The 26,698-nt window shown below is 42.6% G+C and carries 29 protein-coding genes and 2 pseudogenes; 14 read left to right on the top strand and 17 right to left on the bottom strand.

Annotation, left to right across the window (positions count from 1 at the left end):
- The first annotated feature begins 163 nt into the window (after positions 1 to 163).
- From trmA to H0S56_RS08095, 3 genes are all read left to right on the top strand, one after another.
- Positions 164 to 1,246 (top strand): tRNA (uridine(54)-C5)-methyltransferase TrmA, encoded by a 1,083-nt coding sequence (gene trmA, locus H0S56_RS08085; protein ID WP_195724799.1) that lies wholly within the window; start codon positions 164 to 166, stop codon positions 1,244 to 1,246.
- Positions 1,247 to 1,489: 243 nt separating this feature from the next.
- The gene (locus tag H0S56_RS08090) at positions 1,490 to 1,714 is read left to right on the top strand and encodes a hypothetical protein (RefSeq protein WP_034436106.1); all 225 of its coding nucleotides are present in this window, start codon (positions 1,490 to 1,492) and stop codon (positions 1,712 to 1,714) included.
- A gap of 388 nt (positions 1,715 to 2,102) precedes the next feature.
- Positions 2,103 to 2,663: a lecithin retinol acyltransferase family protein gene (locus tag H0S56_RS08095; protein WP_195724800.1), complete on the top strand. Its 561-nt coding sequence runs from the start codon at positions 2,103 to 2,105 to the stop codon at positions 2,661 to 2,663.
- 82 nt (positions 2,664 to 2,745) lie between these two features.
- Here the strand turns inward: H0S56_RS08095 and H0S56_RS08100 are convergent, their stop codons facing one another.
- Both H0S56_RS08100 and H0S56_RS08105 read right to left on the bottom strand, forming a co-directional pair.
- Positions 2,746 to 3,657: a bestrophin family protein gene (locus tag H0S56_RS08100; RefSeq protein WP_195724801.1), complete on the bottom strand. Its 912-nt coding sequence runs from the start codon at positions 3,655 to 3,657 to the stop codon at positions 2,746 to 2,748.
- 69 nt (positions 3,658 to 3,726) lie between these two features.
- The gene (locus tag H0S56_RS08105) at positions 3,727 to 5,454 is read right to left on the bottom strand and encodes a glutamine--tRNA ligase/YqeY domain fusion protein (RefSeq protein WP_195724802.1); all 1,728 of its coding nucleotides are present in this window, start codon (positions 5,452 to 5,454) and stop codon (positions 3,727 to 3,729) included.
- A gap of 423 nt (positions 5,455 to 5,877) precedes the next feature.
- On the opposite strand from H0S56_RS08105, the gene H0S56_RS08110 reads away from it, so the two are divergent.
- On the top strand, positions 5,878 to 6,387 hold the full coding sequence (locus tag H0S56_RS08110) for a peptidylprolyl isomerase (protein WP_004279844.1): 510 nt from the start codon (positions 5,878 to 5,880) through the stop codon (positions 6,385 to 6,387).
- Positions 6,388 to 6,507: 120 nt separating this feature from the next.
- Positions 6,508 to 7,227 (top strand): UDP-2,3-diacylglucosamine diphosphatase, encoded by a 720-nt coding sequence (locus tag H0S56_RS08115; protein ID WP_195724803.1) that lies wholly within the window; start codon positions 6,508 to 6,510, stop codon positions 7,225 to 7,227.
- 29 nt (positions 7,228 to 7,256) lie between these two features.
- On the opposite strand, the gene H0S56_RS08120 is transcribed toward H0S56_RS08115, so the two are convergent.
- Together H0S56_RS08120 and hpaI are read right to left on the bottom strand one after the other, a co-directional pair.
- Entirely contained in the window at positions 7,257 to 7,475 is a 219-nt protein-coding gene (locus H0S56_RS08120) for a hypothetical protein (protein WP_004279847.1), read from the bottom strand.
- A 681-nt stretch (positions 7,476 to 8,156) separates the two neighbouring features.
- A complete protein-coding gene (hpaI, locus tag H0S56_RS08125; protein ID WP_004279848.1) occupies positions 8,157 to 8,951 on the bottom strand; it encodes a 4-hydroxy-2-oxoheptanedioate aldolase in 795 nt (264 codons plus the stop codon).
- A 243-nt stretch (positions 8,952 to 9,194) separates the two neighbouring features.
- Here hpaI and nfsB point away from each other — a divergent pair, with 243 nt between their 5' ends.
- Complete coding sequence (gene nfsB / locus H0S56_RS08130; protein WP_195724804.1) at positions 9,195 to 9,848, top strand: oxygen-insensitive NAD(P)H nitroreductase; 654 nt, start codon at positions 9,195 to 9,197, stop codon at positions 9,846 to 9,848.
- Positions 9,849 to 9,955: 107 nt separating this feature from the next.
- Complete coding sequence (locus tag H0S56_RS08135; RefSeq protein WP_005171148.1) at positions 9,956 to 10,183, top strand: hypothetical protein; 228 nt, start codon at positions 9,956 to 9,958, stop codon at positions 10,181 to 10,183.
- On the opposite strand, the gene H0S56_RS08140 is transcribed toward H0S56_RS08135, so the two are convergent.
- The 4 genes from H0S56_RS08140 to H0S56_RS08155 all read right to left on the bottom strand — a co-directional run bounded on the left by H0S56_RS08140 (position 10,146) and on the right by H0S56_RS08155 (position 13,863).
- Positions 10,146 to 11,000, bottom strand: coding sequence for a DMT family transporter (locus H0S56_RS08140; protein WP_195724805.1), 855 nt, complete (start codon positions 10,998 to 11,000; stop codon positions 10,146 to 10,148). The genes H0S56_RS08135 and H0S56_RS08140 overlap by 38 nt on opposite strands.
- Positions 11,001 to 11,085: 85 nt before the next feature.
- Complete coding sequence (gene fba, locus H0S56_RS08145; protein ID WP_004279853.1) at positions 11,086 to 12,123, bottom strand: class II fructose-bisphosphate aldolase; 1,038 nt, start codon at positions 12,121 to 12,123, stop codon at positions 11,086 to 11,088.
- A gap of 119 nt (positions 12,124 to 12,242) precedes the next feature.
- Positions 12,243 to 12,521, bottom strand: coding sequence for a hypothetical protein (locus tag H0S56_RS08150; protein ID WP_085064666.1), 279 nt, complete (start codon positions 12,519 to 12,521; stop codon positions 12,243 to 12,245).
- A gap of 154 nt (positions 12,522 to 12,675) precedes the next feature.
- The gene (locus tag H0S56_RS08155) at positions 12,676 to 13,863 is read right to left on the bottom strand and encodes a phosphoglycerate kinase (protein ID WP_071852145.1); all 1,188 of its coding nucleotides are present in this window, start codon (positions 13,861 to 13,863) and stop codon (positions 12,676 to 12,678) included.
- A 139-nt stretch (positions 13,864 to 14,002) separates the two neighbouring features.
- On the opposite strand from H0S56_RS08155, the gene H0S56_RS08160 reads away from it, so the two are divergent.
- Genes H0S56_RS08160 through H0S56_RS08170 form a run of 3 tightly spaced genes read left to right on the top strand, consistent with a single transcriptional unit; the run spans position 14,003 to position 16,177 of the window.
- Positions 14,003 to 14,386 carry a DUF2237 family protein gene (locus H0S56_RS08160; protein WP_004279857.1) on the top strand — a complete coding sequence of 128 codons (384 nt, stop codon included), beginning with the start codon at positions 14,003 to 14,005 and terminating at the stop codon, positions 14,384 to 14,386.
- Positions 14,386 to 14,979, top strand: coding sequence for a Maf family protein (locus H0S56_RS08165; protein ID WP_195724806.1), 594 nt, complete (start codon positions 14,386 to 14,388; stop codon positions 14,977 to 14,979). The genes H0S56_RS08160 and H0S56_RS08165 overlap by 1 nt, the downstream gene beginning before the upstream one ends.
- Positions 14,980 to 15,007: 28 nt before the next feature.
- Positions 15,008 to 16,177 (top strand): ribosomal protein uL16 3-hydroxylase, encoded by a 1,170-nt coding sequence (locus tag H0S56_RS08170; protein ID WP_195724807.1) that lies wholly within the window; start codon positions 15,008 to 15,010, stop codon positions 16,175 to 16,177.
- Between the two features lie 69 nt (positions 16,178 to 16,246).
- Here H0S56_RS08170 and H0S56_RS08175 read toward each other — a convergent pair.
- The 6 genes and pseudogenes from H0S56_RS08175 to H0S56_RS08200 all read right to left on the bottom strand — a co-directional run.
- Positions 16,247 to 16,567, bottom strand: a pseudogene (locus H0S56_RS08175) (transposase); the annotation flags it as partial.
- Between the two features lie 186 nt (positions 16,568 to 16,753).
- Positions 16,754 to 18,675, bottom strand: a pseudogene (locus tag H0S56_RS08180) (sensor histidine kinase).
- Complete coding sequence (locus tag H0S56_RS08185) at positions 18,675 to 19,358, bottom strand: response regulator (protein WP_195724808.1); 684 nt, start codon at positions 19,356 to 19,358, stop codon at positions 18,675 to 18,677. Before H0S56_RS08185 ends, H0S56_RS08180 begins: the two are co-directional and overlap by 1 nt.
- 222 nt (positions 19,359 to 19,580) lie before the next feature.
- Positions 19,581 to 20,363, bottom strand: a complete 783-nt coding sequence (locus tag H0S56_RS08190) for a glutathione S-transferase N-terminal domain-containing protein (protein WP_195724809.1) — start codon at positions 20,361 to 20,363, stop codon at positions 19,581 to 19,583.
- Positions 20,364 to 20,480: 117 nt separating this feature from the next.
- Positions 20,481 to 20,990, bottom strand: a complete 510-nt coding sequence (gene rraA, locus H0S56_RS08195; RefSeq protein ID WP_195724810.1) for a ribonuclease E activity regulator RraA — start codon at positions 20,988 to 20,990, stop codon at positions 20,481 to 20,483.
- A 12-nt stretch (positions 20,991 to 21,002) separates the two neighbouring features.
- Positions 21,003 to 21,668 (bottom strand): NAD(P)H-binding protein, encoded by a 666-nt coding sequence (locus tag H0S56_RS08200; RefSeq protein ID WP_195724811.1) that lies wholly within the window; start codon positions 21,666 to 21,668, stop codon positions 21,003 to 21,005.
- Between the two features lie 214 nt (positions 21,669 to 21,882).
- On the opposite strand from H0S56_RS08200, the gene rpsT reads away from it, so the two are divergent.
- Positions 21,883 to 22,152, top strand: a complete 270-nt coding sequence (rpsT, locus tag H0S56_RS08205) for a 30S ribosomal protein S20 (RefSeq protein WP_004279868.1) — start codon at positions 21,883 to 21,885, stop codon at positions 22,150 to 22,152.
- A 138-nt stretch (positions 22,153 to 22,290) separates the two neighbouring features.
- Here rpsT and H0S56_RS14435 read toward each other — a convergent pair whose 3' ends face one another.
- The 3 genes from H0S56_RS14435 to H0S56_RS08215 form a co-directional block, all read right to left on the bottom strand.
- Positions 22,291 to 22,416 (bottom strand): hypothetical protein, encoded by a 126-nt coding sequence (locus H0S56_RS14435; protein ID WP_004729839.1) that lies wholly within the window; start codon positions 22,414 to 22,416, stop codon positions 22,291 to 22,293.
- 240 nt (positions 22,417 to 22,656) lie between these two features.
- Complete coding sequence (locus tag H0S56_RS08210) at positions 22,657 to 23,397, bottom strand: histidine phosphatase family protein (protein WP_085064672.1); 741 nt, start codon at positions 23,395 to 23,397, stop codon at positions 22,657 to 22,659.
- Between the two features lie 62 nt (positions 23,398 to 23,459).
- Positions 23,460 to 24,311, bottom strand: coding sequence for a 3'(2'),5'-bisphosphate nucleotidase CysQ family protein (locus tag H0S56_RS08215; RefSeq protein WP_195724812.1), 852 nt, complete (start codon positions 24,309 to 24,311; stop codon positions 23,460 to 23,462).
- 13 nt (positions 24,312 to 24,324) lie between these two features.
- Between H0S56_RS08215 and H0S56_RS08220 the strand changes: the two genes are divergently transcribed.
- The 3 genes from H0S56_RS08220 (at position 24,325) to recA (ending at position 26,633) form a co-directional block, all read left to right on the top strand.
- Positions 24,325 to 25,011 (top strand): HAD-IA family hydrolase, encoded by a 687-nt coding sequence (locus tag H0S56_RS08220; RefSeq protein ID WP_195724813.1) that lies wholly within the window; start codon positions 24,325 to 24,327, stop codon positions 25,009 to 25,011.
- A complete protein-coding gene (locus tag H0S56_RS08225; protein ID WP_004646726.1) occupies positions 25,004 to 25,444 on the top strand; it encodes an RNA-binding S4 domain-containing protein in 441 nt (146 codons plus the stop codon). Before H0S56_RS08220 ends, H0S56_RS08225 begins: the two co-directional genes overlap by 8 nt.
- A gap of 145 nt (positions 25,445 to 25,589) precedes the next feature.
- Positions 25,590 to 26,633, top strand: a complete 1,044-nt coding sequence (gene recA, locus H0S56_RS08230; RefSeq protein ID WP_004279873.1) for a recombinase RecA — start codon at positions 25,590 to 25,592, stop codon at positions 26,631 to 26,633.
- Positions 26,634 to 26,698 lie beyond the last annotated feature (65 nt).

The following is a 26,698-nucleotide window of genomic DNA, read 5'->3' on the forward strand; positions in this document are numbered from 1 at the left end:
TTTTTAGCTTAAATCTTTCCTCTTTATGGCCAAACCTCTCTCCTCAGAAGGTTTGGTCTTTTTTATGCAGCTTTTAAAGCGGCTTGACTACAATAGGCTTAGGCAGATCGGCAATTTTTTGCTACCATTTGCGCTTTAAAATATTTGCGATTTCTTACTGCATATGACTTCATCTTATCAGCAACAACTTGAAGCCAAAATTGAACGCATCAGCGCTCAGTTTGCCGAATATCAACCACCTGCTTTAGAAGTATTCCAGTCTCCTGAAAAATATTTCCGCATGCGTGCTGAATTCCGGATCTGGCATACTGAAGATGATCTGTTTTATGCCATGTTCGAACGTGACGCAAACAACAATAAAAAAGTGATTCGTATTGATGAGTTTCCAATTGCAGACCGCAGTATTAATGACTTGATGCCGCAACTACTGGCAGCATTCAAGGCAGATGCCAATCTGGGTCATCGTTTATTTGAAGTCCATTTTCTGGCGACGTTAAGTGGTCAGGTTCTGGTATCCCTGATTTATCACCGCAAGCTGGATGAAAGCTGGGAACCTGCAGCAAAAGCACTGGCGGAAAAACTGAATATTAAACTGATTGGCCGAAGCCGTGGCCAGAAATTCGTCCTGACTGATGAATATGTGGTGGAAGAGCTATCGGTCTTTGATCGTCGCTATAAATACAAGCAGATCGAAAGCAGCTTCACTCAGCCGAATGCACAAGTTTGTCAAAAAATGCTGGAATGGGCATGTGATGCAGCGGAACAATCAGATAAAGATTTGCTGGAACTCTACTGTGGCAATGGGAACTTTACCCTGCCGCTTTCGACCAAATTCCGCCGTGTTTTGGCCACTGAATTAGCCAAATCTTCAGTTTATGCAGCTGAGTGGAATATTGAGCAGAACCAGATTGAAAATATTCAGGTTGCGCGTCTGTCTGCCGAAGAATTCACTCAAGCCTATAATGGCGAACGTGTTTTCCGTCGTTTGCAGGAAGCACAAATTGACATTTCGACTTATGATTTTGATACGGTATTTGTCGATCCACCGCGTGCTGGTATTGATGATGAAACGCTGAAACTGTTACAGCGTTTCCAGCGTATTATTTACATTTCTTGTAATCCAGATACCTTATATGACAATCTGAAACAGTTGTCTCAAACGCATAGAATCAGCAAGTTCGCCATGTTTGACCAGTTCCCGTATACACATCATGTTGAAACGGGTGTATTGTTGGAAAAAGTATAAAGAATTTGTTTCAATTTATTATATTGTTACAAAAATGGAGCTTTTTAAAGCTCCATTTTTTATATTAAAAATCATGTATTTAATAATAAATATTGACTTGTACAGCAAGAAATATCGTTAGACCTTCGGGCTTCAATCGGAAATTTTCAAGACCAACTGCTGCTTTTATCACATAGGTCCTATTGCTTTATTTATTTAATTGGCTATATTTCACTCTATGTTAGGTTGTTGTATGAAGGCTCTATGAGTTTTTGGCAAAAGTTGTTTTCTAATGAACAACACAATGAACACAAGAATCAAATTGCTTGTGTTGAAAATGATTGCTCTTGCAAGACAAATGAACAGCTTCTTGAAGCACTTTCTAAAGCCACTGATGAAGAAATCATCATCGGAATTAAAAAGGTTCTGGTATCTCGCGGCTATAGCCGTAAAGAACTGAATGAACTTCAGCACTTGCCATTGCAGTAATCGGCCAAGGTTACAGCCGTATAAAGAAAGCACTTGCGTAGTCAGGTGCTTTTTTTATGCTTGAAAGTTTATAGTTGAAGGGTTTGGTCTTCTCTATTTCAGCATAGTTTATTAACTCCAACTTTAAAACTTCAGAGATCAGGCAGGAAAACTCTAAACAACTCATTTGATCCCCTTTGATTTGAAGAAATGTTAAGGCTTGCTTAGGCTATTTAAAACCTTTATCAGAAGAATATGTTCTAAATTCTGCTTTCTTTAAATCCCTTTAAATTTGGCTTAATAACTCTTCAATTCTGATCTGAAACTCAGGCAAGGCATCGATTAATTTAGCAAAACACAGTACACTTCCTATTAAACGACAATGCTTTTTAAATGGCTTAATTCTGATATGCAACAGACTAAACGGTTTCCCATAGGCGCACACCTTATGGTTAAACATTTCGGTTATACCCATCATGGGATTTACGCCGGACGTGGTCGTGTCATTCATTATTCCGGCTTTGCGCATTTATTCAAGAAACGCCCCATTGAAATCACCTCGATTGAAAAATTCAGTCATGGCAAACCGATTCATATGCAGCATTATGACTCGGCAAAATATAAAGGTCGTAAAGTGGTGCGCCGCATGCGGTCCAGAATGCATGAAAATAACTATCATCTGATTATTAATAATTGCGAACATTTGTGTACTTGGGCGATTACCGGTGTGGAAAGCAGCCCGCAAGTGATTTATATGATGAATCGTCTGACCACGATTGGTTATATCAGCTCGATGATGAGTTTTATGAACAGCATGTTCCTGACCCTGACCACGACCAGTTTCGCATTGGCGCTGTACATCAAGAAGAAACTCAGAGATAAAGCCAATTTACGTTTGCAACAATACCGTGAATTCCAAGATCAGGCTAAAACCAAAGTGTCAGACCTGACCAATCTTAAACATCGTTAATTTAAAGCTCAGCCTGCCGATGATTTTTTATTAGCAAGAAATTTTAAGTTCGTGTTTACATTTTGATGATATCGATAAGGAATCAGGTTAAATGGCCTTTTCTGGCTTGAATCGCTTCAGGCAGTGCTTTACCCAAAGAGCTTAAGGTTTCTCGCTCTACCAGTCGTACAATTGAATCTAGCGGCAGATCATTGTCTTGTAGACCAAAGGGTTCTTCCAGCTCCGCACTAAGCTCATCCAGCCCGAGTAGCATATAAGCAATCAATCCCACTAAAATTGGTGTCCACAGTCCCAAATTCGCCTGTAAACTGAAAGGTAAGATAAAGCAAAAAGAATAAACCGCACGATGCAACAGCACCGAATAAGAAAATGGTAATGGCGTTGACAAAATCCGGTCACAACCGGCCTGAATATCTCCCAAGGCCACAGTATGCTGATTCAGGTTATTATAAATAATATCGCTGATCTTGCCCTGTTTATATTGCTGTACCAGTTCTTTTTGCATCTGTTCCAGCACCCATTGTGATGGATTGATTTGCATGGGCAATTGCTCAAATGACTTGGGTGCAAAACCGGTCGTGGCTTTATAAGCCTGAATGCTAGGCGTTTGCTGTCTCAGCCGGTCCCGCAACAGATAAGTAAACAGCATCATGCGATACAATAAGATTTCACGGGTTTGCTCATCTAGCACATGGCTGTCACGGCATAAATGACGCGTGGTTGCAATCAACGCACCCCAAAGCTTGCGCCCTTCCCACCAGCGATCATAGCAGGCCGTATTTCTAAAACTCAGAAAGATCGAGAGAATCACACCAAAAATGGTAAAACCAATTGCCGGGACGGCAGGAAGGCTGACCAAATGCGCCTGACTCAAATACACCAGCAAAGCGGAAATAAAAACCACCAAGATTAATGCTGGCAGCACCTTGGGCAGAATCGTTCCCTGCCAGGCAAACAGTAAACCCAAACTATTATTCTTATCACGCACAATCATGCAATTTTCCCTGTTGTATTGAAAAAGCCCAACCAGAGTTGGGCTTTTTACATTCTGACTTAAACCAGCTTATTTACCTGGTTTAAAGCTGTCCTTAAGATCCAGAATACGGTTAAATACCGGTTTTTCGCTGGAATGATCATATTGATCTGCCACGAAATAACCTTCACGCTCAAACTGGAAACGATCCTCCGGCTGAGCTTGCGCTAATGCAGGCTCAATCACGGCCTGAACCACCTTCAATGATTCAGGGTTCAGGTTTGCCAAGAAGTCATCACCCACTTCTGGATCAGACTCCGTAAACAGACGGTCGTAAATACGCACTTCTGCAGGAACGCCTTTTGTCGCAGATACCCAGTGAATCACACCTTTGACCTTACGACCTTCAGGATTTTTACCTAAAGTTTCAGGATCAATCGAACATTTCAGTTCAACCACTTCACCATTTTCATCTTTAATGACTTCGTCACATTTGATGACATAGGCATGACGTAAACGGACTTCACCGCCTGGAATCAGACGTTTAAAGCCTTTTGGTGGCTCTTCTTCAAAGTCTTTACGATCAATAAACAGCTCGGTCGTCAATGGAATAACGCGCTCGCCCATATCGACATTCGGATGACGTGAATGGGTCAGGTCCATATCAGCTGGCAAGTTGGTTAAAGTCACTTTTAATGGATTTAACACGGCCATACCACGAGCGGCGGTATTTTCCAAAGATTGACGAATACAGTATTCCAGCATGGCTACATCGACGATACTGCCATCAACTTTCGATACACCAACACGTTGACAGAAATCACGCAGACCTTCAGGCGTGAAACCACGACGGCGCATACCCACTACAGTTGGCATACGTGGATCATCCCAGCCCTGAACATAGCCACCTTCAACCAGCTTACGCAATTTGCGTTTTGAGGTGATGGTATAGTCCACATTTAAACGGCTAGATTCGTACTGACGTGGCACGGATGGTGATTTAACTTTTGCCACTACCCAGTCATAGAACGGACGGTGATCCTGGAATTCCAAAGTACACAGTGAATGCGTAATGCCTTCAATCGCATCAGAAAGTGGATGCGCATAGTCATACATTGGATAAATTTTCCATTTATCGCCAGTCTGATGGTGTTCAGAATGCAGGATACGATACAGAATCGGATCACGCATATGCACGTTCGGTGACGTCATATCGATCTTGGCACGTAAAACGGCCTGACCTTCTGCATATTCACCGCTGCGCATTTTCTCAAAACGTTCCAGGTTTTCTGCAACCTTTGCATCACGTTGTGGCGAGTTCTTACCTGGCTCAACGAAATTACCGCGGTTTAAACGGATCTCTTCTGGACTTTGCAAATCCACATAGGCATCACCCTGCTCAATCAGCTGAACTGCCCAGGTATAAAGTTGATCAAAATAGCTTGATGCATAACGCGGCTCACCTTCCCACTGGAAACCCAGCCATTTCACATCATTGGCAATACCATCCACATACTCCTGCTCTTCGGCATCTGGGTTGGTATCATCAAAACGCAGGTTACACACACCTTTAAATTCTTCAGCAATACCAAAGTTCAAGCAAATTGCTTTCACATGGCCAATATGTAAATAGCCATTCGGCTCAGGCGGAAAACGCGTCACCACCTGTTGAGTACGACCAGCGGCTAAATCATCAGTAATGACCTGACGTACAAAGTCCAAGCCTGGTTGTTGTTCTTGCTGCTGCACTGAATCGACTGCATTGTTCTTTTGGGTCGGGTTCTCGGGCAGAGATGTCACAACATCATTTGGCTTCATGATCAATCATTCACTTCTAAAGTTAAAAAGGGATTAACAAATATTTCATCGTACAAGTTGTACGTATATTCATTGTCAAAGTTCCTTAGTTTAACTATAGGTGATTAATCTCTCAACCGCTAACTACGGTATTTGATTTCAATTCACTCATTTTAAAAAGTGAAAATACAGCAAGCTGCCCAAAACTAAAATATCAACACTTTACGAAACTGGAAAATGATTCAATTCGTGCCTGTCCGAAATATAACGCCCTGTCTGGCTGCATTTGAAATGCCTTGATAAATCAACGTATAAATAAGGTATTATTTTTATGCTTTTAACAAAGAAAATAATGTTTTTACTTGCCTTGTCGAATGTAGTTTGCTTATGCTTCACTCATTCAGAAAAAACCATGGCACTCGTCCATGATCAGGAGATTACACAATGAGTTTTCCTCAAGTCGAATTAAACACCAATAAAGGTCGTATTGTTCTAGAACTCAATGCTGAAAAAGCACCTAAAACCGTAGCTAACTTTTTAGAATACGTACGTGACGGTTTTTATGACGGCGTAATTTTCCACCGTGTTATTGATGGTTTCATGATCCAAGGCGGCGGCATGGATGAAAACTTCAAAGAAAAAGCAACACGTGATGCAATCGAAAACGAAGCAGACAACGGCTTGACCAATGACGAAGGTACGATTGCAATGGCGCGTACTCAGGCACCGCACTCTGCTTCTGCTCAATTCTTCATTAACGTGAAAAACAACTCATTCCTTAACCACTCTGGCAAAACTGCTCAAGGTTGGGGTTATGCCGTATTTGGTAAAGTGGTTGAAGGTATGGACGTTGTGAACGAAATCAAAAACGTACGTACTGGCAACCGTGGCTACCACGCTGACGTTCCTCTAGAAAATGTAGTGATCGAATCTGCAAAAATCATTTCTGAATAAGTTTAAATCCTCCCTAACCCTCCTTTAATAAAGGAGGGAATCACCTTTTATCAAAATAAGGTTTTCCTCCCTTTTTCAAAGGGAGGTCGGGAGGGATTAAATTAAACAAGGAAAAGATTCGTGATCTATCTGTTTATCTCAGATTTACATTTGTCACCTGATCACCCTCGACTTGTTCGGGGGTTTTTAGATTTATTAACTGAGTATCAAGATCAAAATACCCAACTGTATATTTTGGGCGACTGGTTCAATGCCTGGATTGGTGATGACTATACCTCTCCGTGGCTGGACGAGATTGTCACTGCATTAAAACAGTTTACTCAGGCTGGGAATCAAGTCTATTTTCAGGCCGGCAACCGGGATTTTGTCTTAGGAAGTAAATTTTTAGCTCGATTTGGCGGGCAGCTTCTTCCCGAAATCGATCAGCTAATCATTGCCGGAACACATTTTCGCCTGGAACATGGCGATGCCCTATGTACCGATGACGTCTCCTATCAGCGTTTTAAAAAGATTATTCGTCATCCCTGGCTACTTGGCTTCTTAAGAAAAACCCCTCTCTCATTTCGAACCAGACTAGCCAACCGCTTTCGTCAACAAAGCCATCAGGCACAACAGTTTAAAAGCTATGAAGTGATGGATGTCAACCCGCATGCAGTTGAGCTGGCATTACAGCATGTAGATGTACTGATCCATGGTCATACGCATCGCGCAGCCATTCATGAACTGGGTCAAAAGAGAAGAATTGTGCTGGGCGACTGGAAAGAAGACAGCGCAGAGATTCTGGAAATTCAGGAAGATCAGAGTTTTGATACCCTGAAACTAAAAAAGTGGCGATATTAATCAGCCACTTTTTTACGATATTGATCTGCTTAACACAGACGATAAAGCTGGTTTACCCCAGTATAGAAACTTTTACCATCGAGATTGAACTGAAATTCCTCACCCGTTGGCAATTGAATCATTTTACCGACTTCAACCCAGATAAAACCGTCCATTGTATTTTGCTTACGCTTTAATGGAACCAGTTTCACGTTAATTTCATTGCCATCAGCGGCAGTGGCAATATGCCATTCATTGATTTTGATCAAAATATTTACTCACACGATATGAGCTTTTTGTGACTATATGGAGAGAGATTAATAACAACCTAGTTTACATAATAGTTCTATGGTTAGTAGATCTTATTTGAGTTCAAATACTTGAACTGAAAAGTACATCACAATCAGCTTAAAATAATAATAGAAGCAAGAACAGTACTTGCTTGAAGTGCAACCAGTGTAAGCTATTTATTTACTAAAAGCAAAATTACATTGTAATGACAATAGAATGGGATTTTTAAGAACTTTTTTCATGCTTTGTTAATTATTAGGCTTTTGATTTTTATGATCTAAAATTCATTTTAACGTTATTTCATTTCCGTTGATAAACAAAACCTGTCTTTAAATACCTTAAAATCAATATTAGAGACATGAAACTCAGCCCGAGGTACAGCAAGTTCCACTCTCCCGTCTTTTGATAATTTAGGATCAAGAGAATAGCATTTAAGGCTACAAACAGTACGTGAATCATAAAAAAGGCTTGTTGCACTCGTCTAGTTTTTTGCTGACGTTGGTTCTCTAAGATGTTCTGCTGTTCTTGTAAAAATTGTTCTGCATCTTGAAGGTTCATTATGATTTTCTTATGGCTGAATGAATAGCTCATCTAAAGAATTTCCGGTTAAAAATAAACTAAAAATCTAAGCAAGCTATTCATTCAGAATCTCTTGTTGATTAATAACCGCTAGTCGGATTAATCACATTGATATCCTTTTTATATTTCCCCAATAGATCACGCAAGGAATTCATCAAAACACTGGTATCTACGCCCACTGCTACAAACTCAGTGCCAAGTTCGATATATTTTTGCGTCACTTCATGCTGGGTTGACAGAATTCCTGCAGCTTTGCCTGCAGAACGAATCCGCTGGATTGCATCAATTACAGCTTTTTGTACTTCAGGATGATTCGGATCACCTTGATAACCCATAGTGGCAGATAGATCAACGGCGCCAATAAACACGCCATCAATCCCGTCGATCTGAAGAATAGCATCCAGATTTTCAAGTCCTGTGACCGATTCAATCTGGATTAATAAACAGATTTCTTCATGTGCCGTCTGATAATAATTTGGAATGCTGTTCCAGCGGGTGGCACGTGCCAGTGCAGCACCAACGCCACGAATTCCTTCAGGCGGATAACGGACTGCCCTGACCATGAGTTCGGCCTGTTCCACGGTTTCTACCATCGGAATCAACAGCGTTTGTGCACCGATATCAAGGAGTTGCTTGATCAGTTGTACGCTACCAATGGGTGGTCGTACCACTGCTTGCGAGGGATAAGCAGCAATACTTTGCAGTTGCGACAAAGTCGTTCTCAAATCACTGGGTGCATGCTCACCATCAATCAGCAGCCAGTCATAACCTGCATTTGCCGCAATCTCGGTTCCATAGGCATCTGCCAATCCAATCCATAAGCCGATTTGCTGCTGGGTTTTCAGTTTGTGTTTAAAGTAATTGGTCACTTGCATCCGCTAACCTATTTGCATGTTGCTGGCGATGCCTCTTATTAAACGCTTCTCGCTTAAAAGTGCCAATAGACAAAAACTGGATTTTAATCTGATTTAACTCTAAGTTTTGCTTGAATCCAGCTCAAGATCATCTCAAAACAGGCTTTGCCTGATGCTTTTTTATTGTAATAATCAGGGGATGTGAAAAATGTATATATTTAAAACTTCTACTCGCTGTTTATTTAAAAAGATTGGAGTCCATTGATGGATTTACTCAAGATCACACAGACCCGCTATACCACTAAAGCCTATGATCCTAGCAAGAAAATCCCAGCAGAACAGTTTGAACGCTTGTTAGAAATTTTGCGTCTGGCACCCTCTTCGATCAATATTCAGCCTTGGCATTTTTTTATTGCCGATCATGATGCCGCCAAACAGCGCATTGCCAAAGCCTTGGTTGGTACTTATGCCTACAATGCACCCAAAGTTCTGGATTCTTCACATACCATTTTATTCTGCACCAAAGCCGATATTAATGAGTTGCATCTGGAAAACTTATTGAACCGCGATGATCTCAGTGGCCGATTTAAAGATGAATCCGCCAAGGAAGGTCAGAAAAACACCCGTGCAGGTTATATTCATTATTATCGTAATGAAAAAGGTGATATTCAGCGTTGGGCTGAAAACCAGACCTTTATTGCACTCGGTCAAATGCTCTTGACTGCCGGAATTGAAGGTGTCGATGCCACACCAATTGGCGGCTTTGATGAAGAGATAATTAGTGAAGAATTACAACTCGCAGAACAGGGCTTGATCCCCTCTGTATTGCTGACTTTAGGCTATCGTAGTGAAAATGATTTCAATGCCAAACTGCCTAAATCACGTCTTGCCGCTGAAGATATTTTCACCAAACTGTAAGGAATTTGTGCTATAAAAGGGGGCAAGCGCCCCTTTCCATATCAATTCGGGCCTATTTTTTGCTTTATTTAATTTACCATCTAATAGAATAACAATAGAGGTCATCTATGTCGCTCCTTACATCCAAATCCCTGAAATTTGAATGCCATCATTGCGATAAAATTTATCTCCAGCACTATAAAGATCAGCAGCATCGTTATCCGCATTGTCCAGACTGCCAACAGGCCGGTTTATTGCTTGGACTGGCCGAAGCAGGCGACCTGCTCCGACATCCGATTGAATTTGCATCTTCTTATGTCAAACAGACATTGCATAAGCTAGGCAAATCACACTAGTCAAGCCTAGCAGCAACCCTACAGTACTTGCAGGTTTGAGCCGCTCTTTAAAGAATACCAGACCTGCTATCACACCAAATACCACCACCAGAATATTCATGCCGGCAAAGACGATCGCCGGTGAATCCTTGAGCAGCATATGGGCTTTGACATAGAACGCAATATTGGCAAAATTCAGGATACCCAATAACAGACCAGCGCCGATATTCTGCATCGAGCCCAAGCTTTTATATTTGAGTAACAGATAGCCCATCGAAATGATCAGAGCGCAAACAAACATCAGATTCAGCGCCACCGCGAATTGCAGGCCAAGACTGGTTGTATATTTCAACAATACATCTATCAGTGCATAACCGACCCAGACCAAGCCCAGATATAACATTCCCTGACTGCCCTGTCCTGTACTTTGTCGATGTGAAAACAGGATGCACAGCACTGCGCCAATACCTAAAGCGATCCCGAGTATTTTCAGCTGATTAAACTGTTCCTGAAAAATAAAATAGGCCGCAGCCAGTGATAAGACTACAGAAAGTCGCTGGGCAATTTCGGTTTTTAAAATTCCAGCCGTTTGTAAGGCTTTAGCCAAAAACAAAAATACACTTGGAAGTAAAATACCCAGAGCCAGAATAAGCAACCAAGGCGTCTGAGACATTGAAATATGCTGAATATCAGGCTTAAACCAGAAAAAACACAAGAGACTGGCTGTCATATAGTTCCAGCTAATCATGTGTATCGGACTCAAGCCCTTATTTTTGGCGACTTTTAATAATATTGAGACCGCAACGCTGCATAGCGCTGCTGCGAAAATCAGTTCCATATGCTGCTCTTATTCTTGATATTTATGAGTCTACAAAAAAGCCCACATTTGCAGTGGGCTTTTTTTATAAATGATTCACTGGGAATTATTTATAGTGTGACACCATTTTCTCTAAAGAGATTGGGCGAATCTTGTCTGCATTGCCTGCAGTACCAAAAGCTTCGTAACGATCGATACAGATTTGCTTCATTGCGTCTACAGTTGCGCTGAAGAATTTACGAGGATCGAATTCGCTTGGTTTTTCTGCCATCATACGACGCATTGCACCGGTAGATGCCAAACGCAAGTCAGTATCGATGTTGATTTTGCGCACACCGTGTTTGATTGCTTCAACCAGCTGCTCAACCGGAACACCGTAAGTTTCCTTAATGTCGCCGCCATACTGATTGATCACTGCCAACCATTCTTGTGGCACAGAGCTTGAACCGTGCATGACAAGATGCGTGTTTGGAAGTGCTGCGTGAATTTCCTTAATGCGGTCAATCGCAAGAATATCACCTGTAGGTGGACGCGTGAACTTGTACGCACCGTGTGAAGTGCCTACTGCAATTGCAAGCGCATCAACATTGGTATCAGCAACGAAGCTACGTGCTTCTTCAACTGAAGTCAGGAGTTGGGAATGATCCAGTACGCCTTCTGCGCCTACGCCATCTTCTTCACCCGCCATACCTGTTTCAAGGCTACCTAAACAACCGATTTCACCTTCAACAGATACGCCACACGCATGTGCCATTTGAACTGTACGGCGAGTCACATCAACGTTATATTCATATGAAGTTGGTGTTTTACCGTCTTCACCGAGTGAACCGTCCATCATCACTGATGAAAAGCCTAACTGGATTGAACGTTGACAAATGTCAGGGCTCGTACCGTGGTCTTGATGCATTACCACTGGAATATGTGGCCATTCTTCAATTGCAGCCAAAATTAGGTGACGCAAGAACGGAGCGCCTGCATATTTACGCGCACCCGCAGATGCTTGTACGATAACAGGTGAATTGGTTGCATCTGCTGCAAGCATAATTGCACGCATTTGTTCTAAGTTGTTTACGTTAAATGCTGGTACGCCGTAAGCATGTTCGCCGGCGTGATCCAAGAGCTGGCGCAATGAAATAAGAGCCATAATATCCTCCCAGTGAATGCCCCATATTCTACATGTTCAAAGGTTTCAATTCAGCAACAAATAACACTATTTAAAAAAAATCCCTGCATTTGCAGGGATTTTGTGTCACATCAGCCAGATTAAGGTGCTACAGGCTCTGAAGTCGCAGTAACTGACTCGTCTGCAGTCGCTTCATCGGCTGGCGCATTGGCAACTTCAGCTGGAATATCGGTATTTTTTTCATCTAAAATTGGCTGATCAATGGCGTCAATGGCGGCTTGCTGTTCTGGAGTTACAGTCTGATCCGCCACTGCTGCCGAGCTTTCTGCTTCAGCTTCTGGTGCGCTTTCCTGTTTTGCACATGCAGTCAGTGCCAGAGATGCTGCTAATAATACTGCCGTAGTTAACTGTTTTTTCATCACGTATTCTCTTCATTTGGTGATTTAATGACTGCATCTTATGACAGATTTATTGCATTTTAATGACGAAGCCATGAAGGGTAAATTTTCACTGTCAAAAAAATGACATAAAAAAAGCTGGCACTGGGCCAGCTTTTTAGCTTAGGACATACAATTAAGCACGTTCTAGAAGTACTGCAACAGCAGGAAGGGTTTTACCTTCAACGAATTCAAGGAATGCACCGCCACCCGTCGAGATATAACCAATTTTGTCAGCCACTTCATATTTATCAATCGCAGCAAGTGTATCCCCACCGCCCGCAATCGAAAAACCTTCAGATTCAGCAATCGCTAAAGATAAAGTTTTAGTACCTTCACCGAATTGATCTACTTCAAATACGCCGACTGGGCCATTCCAAAGAATGGTTTTAGAGGTTTTCAGGATTTCTGCAAATGCTTTCGCAGTTTCCGGGCCTACATCTAGGATCATGTCGTTGTCAGCAACATCTGCAACGTTTTTCACCGTCGCTTTCGCAGCAGCCAATGAACCCAAGAAATCTTCAAAGTTAATTTCAGAGGCATCTGTAACGACTACGTCAGTTGGAAGTGGAACTGATACTTTTGCAGCAATGGCTTTTGCTGTATCGATTAGATCCTTTTCACACAGTGATTTGCCCACGTTATAGCCTGCCGCAGCAAGGAAAGTGTTGGCAATACCGCCACCAACGATCAATTGATCACAGATATCAGAAAGTGAGGTCAAAACGTCAAGTTTGGTTGAAACTTTAGAACCTGCAACAATCGCCACCATTGGTTTTTCTGGAGTTTTCAGTGCACGGCCAAGCGCATCCAGTTCAGCTGCCAATAAAGGACCTGCTGCTGCAACTTTCGCTAAACGCGCTACACCTTCAGTAGAGGCTTCTGCACGGTGCGCTGTACCAAAGGCATCCATTACAAATACATCACACAGCGCTGCATATTTTGCTGCAAGTTCAGGATTGTTTTTCTTCTCGCCGACGTTAAAACGACAGTTTTCAAGCAGAACGACCTGACCTGGCTGAACATCAACGCCATCTAAATAGTCAGTAAACAGTTTTACTTCTTGGCCCAAAGCTTCAGTCAAGTAAGCCGCTACAGGAGCAAGTGACTGTTCAGCTTTAGGCTCACCTTCAACCGGACGACCCAGATGAGAATACACCATGACTGCAGCGCCTTTTTCTAGTGCTGCTTTAATCGTTGGCAATGCTGCACGAAGACGCGCATCGCTGGTGATCACACCATTTTTAACAGGAACGTTTAAATCTTCACGGATCAGAACACGTTTACCTGCTAAATCGAGGTCAGTCATACGCTGAAAGTTCATGTAGAGCTCACTTTATAGATATTAAAACCAGGCGATTTTAAATGATTATGCAGAAAAAGGTTAGCATCTTTTGCAGAAAACATTATGAATGCCAAAGTTTTGTTATGATAGAAAAAAGCCTCTTTTAGATTCAGTCCCTATGTCGATACATCCTGATCCAAATCTTAACCGTTTGAACGTGTTAGGTGAGCCTTTGTCCAGCTGTTGCTTCGATCCGATTACCGGTTATTTCCGCAATGGCTTTTGCCATACTGCGACCACTGATCTGGGCCAGCACACGGTTTGCGCGCAAATGACTTCAGAATTTCTGAATTTTTCTCAAAAAGTCGGTAATGACCTGATTACGCCTTTGCCTGAACTGGATTTCCCCGGCCTGCAACCTGGCGATTTCTGGTGTATCTGCGTAACGCGCTGGGTCGAAGCCTATGAAGCAGGTCAAGCACCTCCAATCAAGCTGCAAGCCTGTCACAAAGCTGTTCTGGCTTATGTGCCGTTAAATATTCTTGAGGAATATGCTGTCTAATGAATTCTGTACAGATTATTTTGGCATCATCCAGTCAAACCCGCAAAGCGCTGATGGATCGTCTGCATATTAATTATATTTCCATGGTACCGGATATTGATGAATCTCATCGCGGGGAAAATCACGCAGATGATCTGGCACAACGACTGGCTTTTGAGAAAGCCAGATATATTGCTGAACAAAATCCAGAAGCGATTGTGATCGGCTCAGATCAGGTGGCATGGCGTGAAGGTGCGCCGGATATTTTTATTGGTAAACCGTTAACGACTGAAAAGGCCATTCGCCAGCTACAAGCCAACTCGGACAAGATTGTCTATTTTAGTACTGCGCTCAGTGTGCAGCAGCTATCGACCGGTTTTGAACAAAGTCTGGTTGAACACTATAAAGTCAAGTTCCGCAAACTGTCTCAGGTCGAAATCGAGCGTTATGTCGAAATTGAACAACCTTTGCATTGTGCAGGCAGTTTCAAATGTGAAAGCCTCGGTATCAGCTTGTTTGAAGAAATGATCGGACAAGATCAGACCACGTTGATGGGCATGCCAATGATCAAGCTCTGTCATATTCTTCGTGAATTAAAAATTTTGGTTCCTTAATCTCCCATTTAAATTCAGGCTGTAATCTATGTCTCAACCTTTAGACGTATTAGGCGGTATTACCGCTGAACAATTCCTTAGCGAATACTGGCAAAAGAAACCTTTACTGGTGCGTAATGCAATGCCTGAAATCGCCAGTTTGCTTGAACCCAATGATGTGATGGAACTTGCGCTTGAAGAGCATGTCACTGCCCGTCTCATCAAGCAAAAAGATCGTGATCCGAATCAATGGAGCGTGAAATCTTCACCTTTGCTCAAAGCAGATTTCCAGAAAATGCCCAAGCTCTGGACGCTTTTGGTTCAGGCTGTAGATCACTATTCATTTGACCTGTCGGCACTTTGGAAAAAATTCCCATTTATTCCACAATGGCGTCGCGATGACATCATGGTGTCTTATGCACCGCAAGGCGGTTCAGTCGGCAAGCATTTCGATTTCTATGATGTGTTTCTGGTACAAGGCTACGGCCATCGTCGCTGGCAGCTTGGGCAAATGTGTGATGCCGAAACGGCATTCGTTCCAGGTCAACCACTTAAATTATTACCTGAAATAGAAGTGAACTTTGATGAAGTCCTGGCACCTGGCGACTTGCTCTATGTACCGCCCGGTCTAGCTCACTACGGCGTAGCTGAAGATGACTGCCTGACTTATTCATTCGGTTTCCGTATGCCAAATGTCAGTGACATGATGGATCGTGTCGGGGATAAATTCTCTGAAAATGAAACGCTGCGTAACCCATTGCTGGATATCATCCGTGATCAAGTCGGTGCTATCGGTGAAGTGAGCAGCAATGAGCTGGAATATCTGAAAGAACACATCATGCAGCAACTGCATAACTCGAACGTTCTCGAAGATGCCATCATGAGCTTGATGTCCGAACCTAAATATCCTGAAAACCTGCCTGAAGCAGAAGAAATCGGTACAGGTGATCTGGAAGAAGCACTCGATCAGGGCTATAGCCTGATGCTCGAACCTGCGTCACGCCTGCTTTATACTGAAACGGACGGCGACGTTCTGTTCTGGGCAAATGGTGAGGGTGTGTGCATCTCTGGGACATTTACCGCAAAACTCAAACAGCTTGCAGATGGTGAAGCGCTGTTATTCGGTGAAGACTTCGCTGATGAAGAAATTCTGGAAGATGTTGCTGCATTATTAAATGAAGCCGTGTTGATGCTGGTTCCACCGCCAGAAGACGAGTAATCTTTCCACGGTTCTATTTAGGCAATAATTTTAAGAGGATCACATGATCCATTGCTGTCCCACAATTTTTCACAAGAGGAAGCTCATTTGAGCTTCCTCTTGTTTTATGGGTATTTTATCGGGTGAAAATAAAGCTTTTAAAGTTCTTCTTTCAAACAAATTCACTTGAATTATTCTGAGTAAACGTTGAACTGTCCAACCTGTTTTCCCTAAATGTTGAGCGAAACTCACCAATAAATAGGCGATCATCGCAATCCAGATTTGTGTCTGAATTGCGTTCCTGCTGCGGCCTAGAAACGCTTTTAATTTGAGATTCTGCTTAATCGCCTTAAAGAACAGCTCAACTTTCCAACGATCTTTATAAATCGCCGCAATGGTCCTGTCGCACAACAGGTTTAATTAGCTCATGAAATACGGTATTCTGATGTGACAAAACCTGAATCCTGGTCGTTAAAGTGTTTGTTTGCACTCATATTTTAACTGTTAGGACTCAGGTTTTTTTATTTAAAGCAAACTATGGGACAGCAGTGTCACATGATCCTCTTTTTTATTTTTAGAGTCTAGAATTCTAACTAATTAAGGCTGATACAGCTCTAATACAACACGAATCAGCGTATCTCCTTGTTCAGATTCAATCTGGAACAATCCTCCCATGCGCTCAACCCGCATTTTCATGCTGCGCATTCCAATACTCAGGCCATTTTTTTGCACCATTTCAGCATCGAAACCGATGCCATTATCCTGAATGCTTAAGCTAAGCTGATGCGGCTGGGAATATTCCAGACTGACTTTTACCTGATTGGCCTGACTATGCTTAATGATATTGGTCAGACTTTCTTCAACCACCCGGATCAGGGTCAAACACTGTAATGCCGTCGGTTCACGCTGCCAGACTTTTGGAAATGACCATTCAACTTCAATCTCCATTTCTTCCATCAGCTGGGTAAAACGATAGCGTACCGGTGCAATCCAGAGTACCGGCGTTTGTGGGACTTTATTTTCAATAGATGAACCACTGTCAATGATTTGTCTGAGATCATCTCTAAGCAATTTCAGCATGGATAGAAACTGCTGTTTAGAAACTGTTTCGCTACTTTGATCCACCAGAATCATAGAACGGACAATAGACCCTCCCAACCCGTCATGCAGTTCATGTGACAGATTAATCCGCTCTTGCAGACGAACATTCGTCAGCTCCAGTTGATGTTTATCGCTCAGGCTTTTATTCAGGTCGGCACTGACCTGCTGGACTTTACGTTCTAACTGGGTATTAAATTTTTCGATTTTCCTAACATTACGATTCAAGCGTGTGCCCATAATCAGCACGACAAACAAGGTAATAATCGGTGAGGTATAGGGAGATAAAGGTGAAAATTCATTGATCTTGGTTTGGTTCAACATGATCAGGTCGATGACTACACACAGCAGAATTCCCCAGAGACACAGCATCAGGAAGAGATATTCTCCATTTCGGGTTTTGATGGCCTGATAGCTGATATACACAGTACAACTAACAAAGAACAATACATAGAAGATAAACACTCCACCTAGCACATGCTCCAGATAATTCAAGGGACTGATCATCACCAGTAGGCTGGACAGAACGCTGACCAGAATAAATCCTCGCTCCAACTGCTTAAATTTCTGTTTTACAAAGCGGATCAGATACAGACAGAAACAATGGATATAAGCAATAAAAAAAGCATATCGGCTTTAGCTGCCGAAATCGTGGAGCGAAATGGAAAATTTTCTGTAGTCAAGACATTGGAAATAAACAGAATCCACAACAGTGAACTGAGTGCCAGCCAGCCAAAAGTGGTTTCTGAACGCCGGAATAACCAGATAATGAAACAGATCAGCCCAATCGTGGCAGAGAAAATCATATTAATCTGGAATACAGTACGGCGATCCCAGATTTTGCCTAGATACTGCTGGCTATTCACCAGCACATTATTAAATTGAATGTTGCCCAGGCCCGCGCTTTGGAAACTGTAGCCATTTACATAAATCAGGATTTCATTACTGTCTTTACGCAAACCGCTAATCGGGAAAACCCAGTAACGCGGCATATTCCAGCTTTTCGACAAGGGTTCTTGCAAGTTCCGGTCAGACCAAAGCAAGTCACCATTCAGGAATACGGCACCTGCCGAATTAATATAATCAATAGAAAAGGCAACTGGTTCTGCAAGGCGGATGTTGTCTTGGCATGACCAGCGCCAGACAATCTTGTACCAGGCACCCCCATGATAATTCTTCCAGTTGTTCTGCCAGTTATCCGGCAAACGTACGCTTTGCCAGCCCGATGTCGGCATCTCGGTAGGACCCTGAGCCTGAACCTTCTGAATATAGTCGATCTTCACCTGACAAAGATCATTAATCTGAAAATGGCTTTGTGCCTGACTCATCCTACAGAACAGACAGAGCCAGATGCACAGGACAAAAACGCCCATCCATTTCAGTCGCTGCTGCTTGCTACTTCTGGAACAGCCAGATGACATTACAGAATTCCCAAGTACCGTGCGGTACTGACTGCCTTAGTACGTTTACTGACCGAAAGTTTCCGGTAAATATGCTTGATATGACTTTCGACGGTATAGCGCGACACATAGAGCTGCTCGGCAATTTCACGATTACTCAGACCTTGCGCAACCAAGGACAGGATTTCCTGCTCACGCTGTGTCAGCATTTCCTGATCCGCAGCTGACCTGTTTTGCTCTATTGTTGCTGAAATGGTGGGAATAGAAATCTGTTTTAAAATTTCACGAGCAACAAAGGGATCAATCGGTGCACCGCCACGCAAAATACTGCGAATAGCCAAGGCGACTTCCACATCATCGCGCTCTTTAAGCACATAACCGGTCGCACCAGCCTGAATTGCGCTAAACAGACTATCCTGTGTACTCCAGGCAGACACCACTAGAATCAGCGCTTGTGCGTCCTGTTCGCGGATTTTTTCAATAATTGAAATGCCACTTCCATCCGGTAAACCCAAATCTATTAAGGCCAGTGCAATCGGCTGTTGCTGCAAAACGGCATATGCTTCTTTCACCGTATTGGCAAATAACAGAACGTCATCCTGATAACCTAGATTGCTTAATATGATTTTTAAACGGCGCTGGATGACATATTCATCTTCAACGATTAATACTGGTACTGGCAAGACTGCCTCCGATGCTGTCATAAGCACGCCCCTTATATTTATTTTTATATATCCCCTTTAAGATTAAAATATAAACAAAATCACACTAAAAATCATGATTTATTTATTTTTTATTATCTGAAGTTTTAAGCAGCGAGAAACGCTTACGCCCGTTTTCCATATCATAGACATAAAAAATGCCATCTGTTTAGCAGATGGCAGTTCAAGATAGAAAATCTTTTGAAGTTATACGAGCTGTCTACTTTAAGCAGTACCGTATTGCTGTTTTAAATATTTCACAATCTCAGCCGATTCAAACATTTTGGTATCTGTATTTGGATCGACCAGATAGGGAAGCTGAATATTATTTCCCATTATTTCAAACAAATGTTCACGCTTACCGCCTGGTAGTGGTTCATATTTTCCCGGTTTTAAACGCAATTTGGCCGGTCCATAATCTTGCCAGCGCTCTTTAGCAACATTATGAAAAACAAACGGCACTTCCAGTTCACTCAAAGCGGCGCGTACAATTCGGGTATAAGGACTGGCCTCAAAGCCCCATAATTCTAATAACAGTTCAGGTGTTGGCCGATCCTTAATCTTGGGATTCACCATTCCGCCGCGTAAACCATTGAGGACGGTTCCCGCAATTGCAGCCACTGGAATTTTAGGATAGTGAGCATATTTCTTGGGAGTTTTGCCGGTTTTGCCATAATGCTTGAACAGATGATCGATAATATCCTGAGACTCATAGAGTCGATCACCGGTATTTTCATCAACTAAAAAAGGAAATTGCAGTTTTCCACCCAATTGCTGCACCTCAGGACGGAAATGAGTACCCCCTCGTGGACATGGATAAACTTCATAATCCAGATTGAGTAAGGTCATGACTTCACGCACCCGACGACAAAATGGTGAACCCTCGTATTCATAGAGCTTCAAGGCTTTTTCAGGCTGATTTGGAAACGGTGTACCCACCATCCCACGTCCACCTTCAGCGATTGAAGAGGCCAAAGCTTGTACAACTTTAATTTGATGACTCAACATAGTATTTTCCTATTTTTGTTTTATATGAATGAAAGACAGAATCTAGGCATCCTGTCTTTCAGGGTACAGATAAGTTTTGTTGTTATTCTTTCATGCAGAAATGCAGATTCCGGCCGATTAAGCCACTAATGCTGTTTTAGACACCACAATACCATTATTGTCTGCATAGACATACTCGCCTGCATTAAACGTGACACCACTAAAACAGAGAGAAATATCAACTTCACCTACACCCTTGCGATTGCTCTTCTGTGGAATAGCCCCCAATGCATGCACACCAAGATCAAGTTCAGCAATTGCATCGACATCACGAACGCAACCGTAAATAATCACGCCATTCCAGTGATTTTTTACCGCTGATTCTGCAATCAGGTCACCCATCAAGGCACAGCGCATGGATGCACCGCCATCTACGACCAGGACCTTGCCTGTTCCATCTGTGGCCAACAACTCTTTCACCCGCGAGTTATCTTCAAAACATTTTACTGTCACAATCTGACCGCCAAAGGTTTTGCGCGCCCCATAACTCTTAAAAAATTTACCGTCCAGGCAAGGTGTCACCACCTGAAGCTCTAATTCTGGATGATCATCTAACAAGTCACAGGTAACAAATGCTGCTGTAGGCACGGTGTTTTCCCCTCATTTCATTTTTTGTATGCGTAAATTATCATAAATTTCAAATTTTACCGTCTGAGTTAGCGCGGCCTCGACCATAGTATGAGCCACCTGCTCGGCTGTCACTGGCTTATACGCAAAACTATCTGGAATAAAACGCGATACTTTGTGGTAAACCTGCTGCGCGATATCTTCCAAAAAACGCTGCTCTGGACGTTCACCAATGAGCAATGAAGGTCGAATCAAACTGATTCTGTCCAAGGACAATGTTTGTATATATTCTTCCAGTTCACCTTTGACCCGATTATAGTAAAAATGAGATTGTGGATCGGCACCCATTGCACTCAGCAACAGGTAATGCGCTGAAGTTTGTTGTAACAGTTCTGCAAAGTGAGCATTTATGGTATAGTCAATACTATAAAATGCCTGTTTGGATCCGGCCTTTTTCATGGTGCTGCCCAGGCAGCTAAAACCATGGCTATGCTTGCTGACATCCTGATCATTCAACATCAGGAAATCTTCCAGTACCAGTTGTTGAACTTTATCCAAAGCATCCAGATCATTTTGATGTTTTCTGACCACTGCAGTAATCTGCTGGCAAGTCGGCTCATCTTGCAAACGTTTTATCAGTTGTTTTCCCACCAAGCCGGTGGCACCTATCACGATGGGATGAGTCAGTGATTTAGTCATTTTTTATACGATCTCCTAGGTGGAATACTAATCTAACGTTTTCTTTAGAATTTTTCTGCATCTAAAATGTTGTCAAAGCATGTCAAGACTTGACTTCGGTGCTTAGTTTAATCAAAATATGGCACTTGTTTACGGGCTGGTGATAATTCCTCTGATGTTGGTTTTCAGTTGAGTTTCAGCCCGCCCAGACCAATCTATTTCAAGGAGTGCACGAGTGGCAAACTCTGCTCAAGCTAAAAAACGTGCTCGTCAAAACGTTAAAGCACGCAAACACAACGCAAGCTTGCGTTCTATGGTTCGTACCTATCTTAAACGCACATTAGCTGCTATCAGCACTAATGACTATGCAGTTGCTACTGAAGCGTACAAATCGCTTGTTCCAGTAATCGACCGTATGGCTGACAAAGGCATCATCCATAAAAACAAAGCAGCTCGTCATAAGAGCCGCTTGAACGCGCAAGTTAAAGCATTAGCTTCTAACTAATCGCAAATGAAAAAAGCCCTTTTTTAGGGCTTTTTTTGTGCCTGAAATTTCAAGAAATCAGAAAAACAATCCGTTTAGATGCCCCTCATCCTGCCAATACGATGAGATAAAAAAATAAGTCGCACCTCCCTTTTTAGATTATTGATCTTTATCCATAGAGGATGGCGAAGTAGTCTTATCCTGTTTCGTATTGTCAGTATCCCGCTTTTGACATGCGGTTAAACCCAAAATCGCGATCAGGCTAAAAATTGTGATAATTTTCATGGTTTTTCCTCAAGATGAATATTTCTATATTTATTAAGCATAGATAATTTTTATACTTACATTATTGAATTTTCACCCTATAAATGTAAAAGAAGCAGTTTAGAATTTATTTTTATCGTTTTAGCCTGACTTTTATTGAATGATCAATATGAAAGGCCACATCCTTTTTATAATTTTTAACTCCCCAATAAAAAAACTCAATTGCTTCGAACAATTGAGTTTTGAATAGATCAACTTGATTTAAGAAAGTTGGGAACGTTTAAAATCGGCAATATCCAGTTCGTGTACCTGTCCGCGCCAGATCCATTTCAGTTTGGATTCCAGGAATACATCACCTTCAAACCAAACAAACAGACCTTCCATCATTTTTGGCCAGTCTTCCCGACTGACATCCTGACGCCCTGACATCACTGCAATCATCGCTGCCAAAATGGTGTCGTGACTAACGGCCAAACTTAGCCCATATTTATTTTGTGGATGGGTGTTGTAAATCAGTTCTAGTACATCCACTACGCCATGAATCGGCTGTTTCATCCCCGGCAAGGCATTATTGACAAAACTGTTGATGAAACCGAGCGCACCCTGCTTGGCAAAATAAGGTCCGGCTTTTTGAATATCCAGCACAAAGCTGCCAGGCTCCACCAGAAGTCCCTGTTCGATAATTTCAATACGATGGGTATTCTGCTCAGGGGTAACCGCATCTGCCCCTTCAATCATCAATGCAGCGGTATCAATACACCGCTGGATCGGACTTGAAATACAGTGATGAATCACGCGATCGGTTTGATCAGCCAGATAAGCACCCCATTCGTGCGCCAGATCGCGTCCCTGACTGGTCAGTTGCAGATCATAGCCTGCCAAACCCTGCCCCGGAACATCTTCACGAATCGAATGCCGTGTGAATAAGGTGACAGGCGTTTGTACATCGGGCAATAAATCAATTGCACTCAACATACTCGGTGGAAGCAGTTTCAGGGACACGTTACAGCCAACTCTGGATTGGTAATAGGTTAAGTACCACTATAACACGCTCAGAATTTTGCTCAATGCTCGGCCTGCATGTCAGACACCGCCTGCAATGCAATAATTTTCATATCATTATTTTTATAGGCAATGAATCCACCATTCAGCAAGGTATCCCGATGATTATAAATAAATGGACGGCCTTCTAAATCGACCAGGCCACCACCAATCCGTTCGAGCATACATTGACCAGCGCTGGTATCCCATTCCGAGGTCGGATGAAAACGTGGATAGATATCAACCTGATCTTCCAGCATCATGCAAAATTTATAGGCACTGCCCGCTTTAAATTCGGTGTATTCCGTGAGCTTGGCCAAACTTTGCAAATACTCCAGATATTTCGGTTTCTGCTGGCTACTTTGGCTCAGCCCTACAGCAATCATTTTAGATGTCGAAGACATTGCATAAGCAAACCATGTTCTAGTTTGAATATCATATTTATAAGGCAAGCCTTGCTCAGGACAGAAATAAATCAGTTGCTGCTCCGGAACCGCCAATATGGCAAAAGTGGTTAAACTGCCTCTGACCAGACTTAAATTAATAGTGAATTCGGGGCGTTGGCGCAAAAACTCTTTAGTGCCATCCAACGGATCCAGTAACCAGAATTCTGACCATGAGCGGCGTTCATGCTCCTGTCCTTCTTCAGACAGTAAAGGCAAACTTGAAATCTCTGCCAAAGCTTGGGTCAGATAAGTATTGACCCGAAAATCTGCCTGAGTCACCGGAGAATTATCATTTTTTTTGATGACATCAAAAGCCGCACCAGAACAATAACGCTGATATTCTTCTCGCAAAATTTCACAGGCTTGTGTCAAAATGGGCACAAACTGCAAAATCATTGGATCTTGTGGTGCTGCTGTTGCTTTAAACATAGAAAACCTAAATATGTCAAAATGCTCTGAAAAACCTACCATAATTTTCGATATGGATGGTACTTTACTTGATCTTGCCTACGATGATTTCATCTGGAACGAGTTATTGCCTGTGCGTTATGCTGCCACACATGGCTGTAGCCTGGAACACAGCCAGGCGACACTCTATGCATTCTATCAGGAACATAATCATACCTTAAACTGGTACTCTTCACGCTTCTGGACGGCTAAAGTCGAAGTCGATGTTCTGGCGATGCAAATTGAACATAAAGATAAAGTCGCTTTACGCACTCATTGTCTCAAATTGCTCGATTATCTTAAAAATAATGGCTATCCGATCTGGCTGGCCACCAATGCTGACTGTGCTGGCTTGGCCTTTAAACTGGATCACTTAAATTTAAGAGATTATTTCGATGTGATTGTCAGTTCAGAAACGATTGGGCATGCCAAAGAATTTATCGAATTCTGGCAAGGCCTGAATGCGTTGCATCCATTTGACCCTGCACATGCTTATTTTATTGATGATACCGAAAAAGTTCTGAATGGTGCCAAAGCCTATGGCATTCAGAACCTGTTCAGCATCCAGCAACCCTCTTCAGCCAAAGTAGCACGCCAGACTTGTAATTACCCGATGCTGCACCAATTAACAGATTTAATCACTCATTTAAATCAGGCTGAGGTAGAAAAAAAATATGCGTAAATCGTCTTTACCCGAAGATGCGGTAGGCATGCGTATAGACAAATGGCTGTGGGCAGCACGGTTTTTTAAAACCCGCTCGATTGCCAAACATGCGATTGAAGGTGGCAAAGTCCATCACAATGGTGAACGTGTCAAGGTATCGCGCGAAGTCCGTGTTGGTATGGAACTGACGATTCAGCAAGGCATCGACAAAAAAACCGTGTTGGTTAAGGAACTTTCTGATGTTCGTGGACCTGCACCCGTGGCACAAAAACTGTATGAAGAAACCGAAGTCAGTATTGCGCGCCGGGAATTGATTACGTCACAAAGAAAGTTGCATAATCTAGCTCGTCCCGACCATCGTCCAAGCAAGAAAGATCGTCGTGATATCAGTAGATTTAAAAATGAAAATAGTCAGAATTTCGATCAGTCATGGTCCTATAATGACGATTAAATTTAAGCGTCAGAATATGTCGTACATGCGCTGACTTTTATAGAACACTAGGGAAAATTCTGTCACTATACACCTGTGGAACAAAGCTCTAATTTAAGACATCCACTTGAGTACTAACTTAGTGACATCGTATTGAGGTTGTAAGATGGATGAGAATAAAAACAAGGCGCTCAACGCTGCCTTAAGCCAGATTGAAAAACAGTTTGGTAAAAATACAGTTATGCGTCTTGGTGACAATACCGTTCAGGCAGTTGAAGCTGTGTCTACAGGCTCTTTAACGCTGGATATTGCACTCGGTATTGGTGGTTTACCTAAAGGTCGTATCGTCGAGATCTATGGTCCTGAATCTTCAGGTAAAACCACAATGACATTGCAAGCAATTGCAGAGTGTCAAAAAGCAGGCGGTACATGTGCATTCATCGATGCCGAACACGCGCTTGACCCTCAATATGCACGCAAGCTGGGTGTAGATATCGACAATCTACTGGTATCGCAACCGGACCACGGTGAACAGGCACTTGAAATCGCAGACATGCTGGTACGCTCTGGTGCGATCGACATGATCGTTGTCGACTCTGTTGCTGCATTGACACCACGTGCCGAAATTGAAGGCGAAATGGGTGACTCGCATATGGGTCTGCAAGCCCGTTTGATGAGCCAGGCACTGCGTAAAATTACTGGTAATGCTAAGCGTTCCAACTGTATGGTGATCTTCATTAACCAGATTCGTATGAAGATTGGCGTCATGTTTGGCAGCCCTGAAACCACAACTGGTGGTAATGCACTGAAATTCTATGCCTCTGTTCGCTTGGACATCCGTCGTATTGGCCAAGTGAAAGAAGGCGACGAGATTGTTGGTTCTGAAACTAAAGTCAAAGTCGTGAAAAACAAAATGGCGCCTCCGTTTAAAGAAGCATTATTCCAGATTCTTTATGGCAAAGGTGTTAACCATCTAGGTGAATTGATCGACCTTGCTGTACAGCAAGAAATCGTGCAGAAAGCTGGTGCGTGGTATTCTTATCAAGGCGACAAAATTGGCCAAGGTAAGAACAACACCATCCGTTATCTGGAAGAGCATAAAGAAATGGCTCAGACGATTGAAAAGCTGATTCGCGACCAGCTTCTCACCAAAGCAGTGGTTGTTGAAGAAGACGATAGCAAGGAAGAACCTGACTTTTTAGATGCGTGATCTTATTAGGTGCATCATCTTTAAACGTCAATACACAGCGCCCTCCGGGGCGTTTTGTTATTATA

The organism is Acinetobacter lwoffii (assembly GCF_015602705.1).
Taxonomy (GTDB): domain Bacteria; phylum Pseudomonadota; class Gammaproteobacteria; order Pseudomonadales; family Moraxellaceae; genus Acinetobacter; species Acinetobacter lwoffii_E.

Coding starts and splice junctions, on each gene's coding strand:
- trmA (WP_195724799.1), top strand. CDS start 164: ATGACTTCATCTTATCAGCAACAACTTGAAGCCAAAATTGAACGCATC.
- H0S56_RS08090 (WP_034436106.1), top strand. CDS start 1,490: ATGAGTTTTTGGCAAAAGTTGTTTTCTAATGAACAACACAATGAACAC.
- H0S56_RS08095 (WP_195724800.1), top strand. CDS start 2,103: ATGCAACAGACTAAACGGTTTCCCATAGGCGCACACCTTATGGTTAAA.
- H0S56_RS08100 (WP_195724801.1), bottom strand. CDS start 3,657: ATGATTGTGCGTGATAAGAATAATAGTTTGGGTTTACTGTTTGCCTGG.
- H0S56_RS08105 (WP_195724802.1), bottom strand. CDS start 5,454: ATGAAGCCAAATGATGTTGTGACATCTCTGCCCGAGAACCCGACCCAA.
- H0S56_RS08110 (WP_004279844.1), top strand. CDS start 5,878: ATGAGTTTTCCTCAAGTCGAATTAAACACCAATAAAGGTCGTATTGTT.
- hpaI (WP_004279848.1), bottom strand. CDS start 8,951: ATGCAAGTGACCAATTACTTTAAACACAAACTGAAAACCCAGCAGCAA.
- nfsB (WP_195724804.1), top strand. CDS start 9,195: ATGGATTTACTCAAGATCACACAGACCCGCTATACCACTAAAGCCTAT.
- H0S56_RS08135 (WP_005171148.1), top strand. CDS start 9,956: ATGTCGCTCCTTACATCCAAATCCCTGAAATTTGAATGCCATCATTGC.
- H0S56_RS08140 (WP_195724805.1), bottom strand. CDS start 11,000: ATGGAACTGATTTTCGCAGCAGCGCTATGCAGCGTTGCGGTCTCAATA.
- fba (WP_004279853.1), bottom strand. CDS start 12,123: ATGGCTCTTATTTCATTGCGCCAGCTCTTGGATCACGCCGGCGAACAT.
- H0S56_RS08150 (WP_085064666.1), bottom strand. CDS start 12,521: ATGAAAAAACAGTTAACTACGGCAGTATTATTAGCAGCATCTCTGGCA.
- H0S56_RS08155 (WP_071852145.1), bottom strand. CDS start 13,863: ATGAACTTTCAGCGTATGACTGACCTCGATTTAGCAGGTAAACGTGTT.
- H0S56_RS08160 (WP_004279857.1), top strand. CDS start 14,003: ATGTCGATACATCCTGATCCAAATCTTAACCGTTTGAACGTGTTAGGT.
- H0S56_RS08165 (WP_195724806.1), top strand. CDS start 14,386: ATGAATTCTGTACAGATTATTTTGGCATCATCCAGTCAAACCCGCAAA.
- H0S56_RS08170 (WP_195724807.1), top strand. CDS start 15,008: ATGTCTCAACCTTTAGACGTATTAGGCGGTATTACCGCTGAACAATTC.
- H0S56_RS08185 (WP_195724808.1), bottom strand. CDS start 19,358: ATGACAGCATCGGAGGCAGTCTTGCCAGTACCAGTATTAATCGTTGAA.
- H0S56_RS08190 (WP_195724809.1), bottom strand. CDS start 20,363: ATGTTGAGTCATCAAATTAAAGTTGTACAAGCTTTGGCCTCTTCAATC.
- H0S56_RS08200 (WP_195724811.1), bottom strand. CDS start 21,668: ATGACTAAATCACTGACTCATCCCATCGTGATAGGTGCCACCGGCTTG.
- H0S56_RS14435 (WP_004729839.1), bottom strand. CDS start 22,416: ATGAAAATTATCACAATTTTTAGCCTGATCGCGATTTTGGGTTTAACC.
- H0S56_RS08215 (WP_195724812.1), bottom strand. CDS start 24,311: ATGTTTAAAGCAACAGCAGCACCACAAGATCCAATGATTTTGCAGTTT.
- H0S56_RS08220 (WP_195724813.1), top strand. CDS start 24,325: ATGTCAAAATGCTCTGAAAAACCTACCATAATTTTCGATATGGATGGT.
- H0S56_RS08225 (WP_004646726.1), top strand. CDS start 25,004: ATGCGTAAATCGTCTTTACCCGAAGATGCGGTAGGCATGCGTATAGAC.
- recA (WP_004279873.1), top strand. CDS start 25,590: ATGGATGAGAATAAAAACAAGGCGCTCAACGCTGCCTTAAGCCAGATT.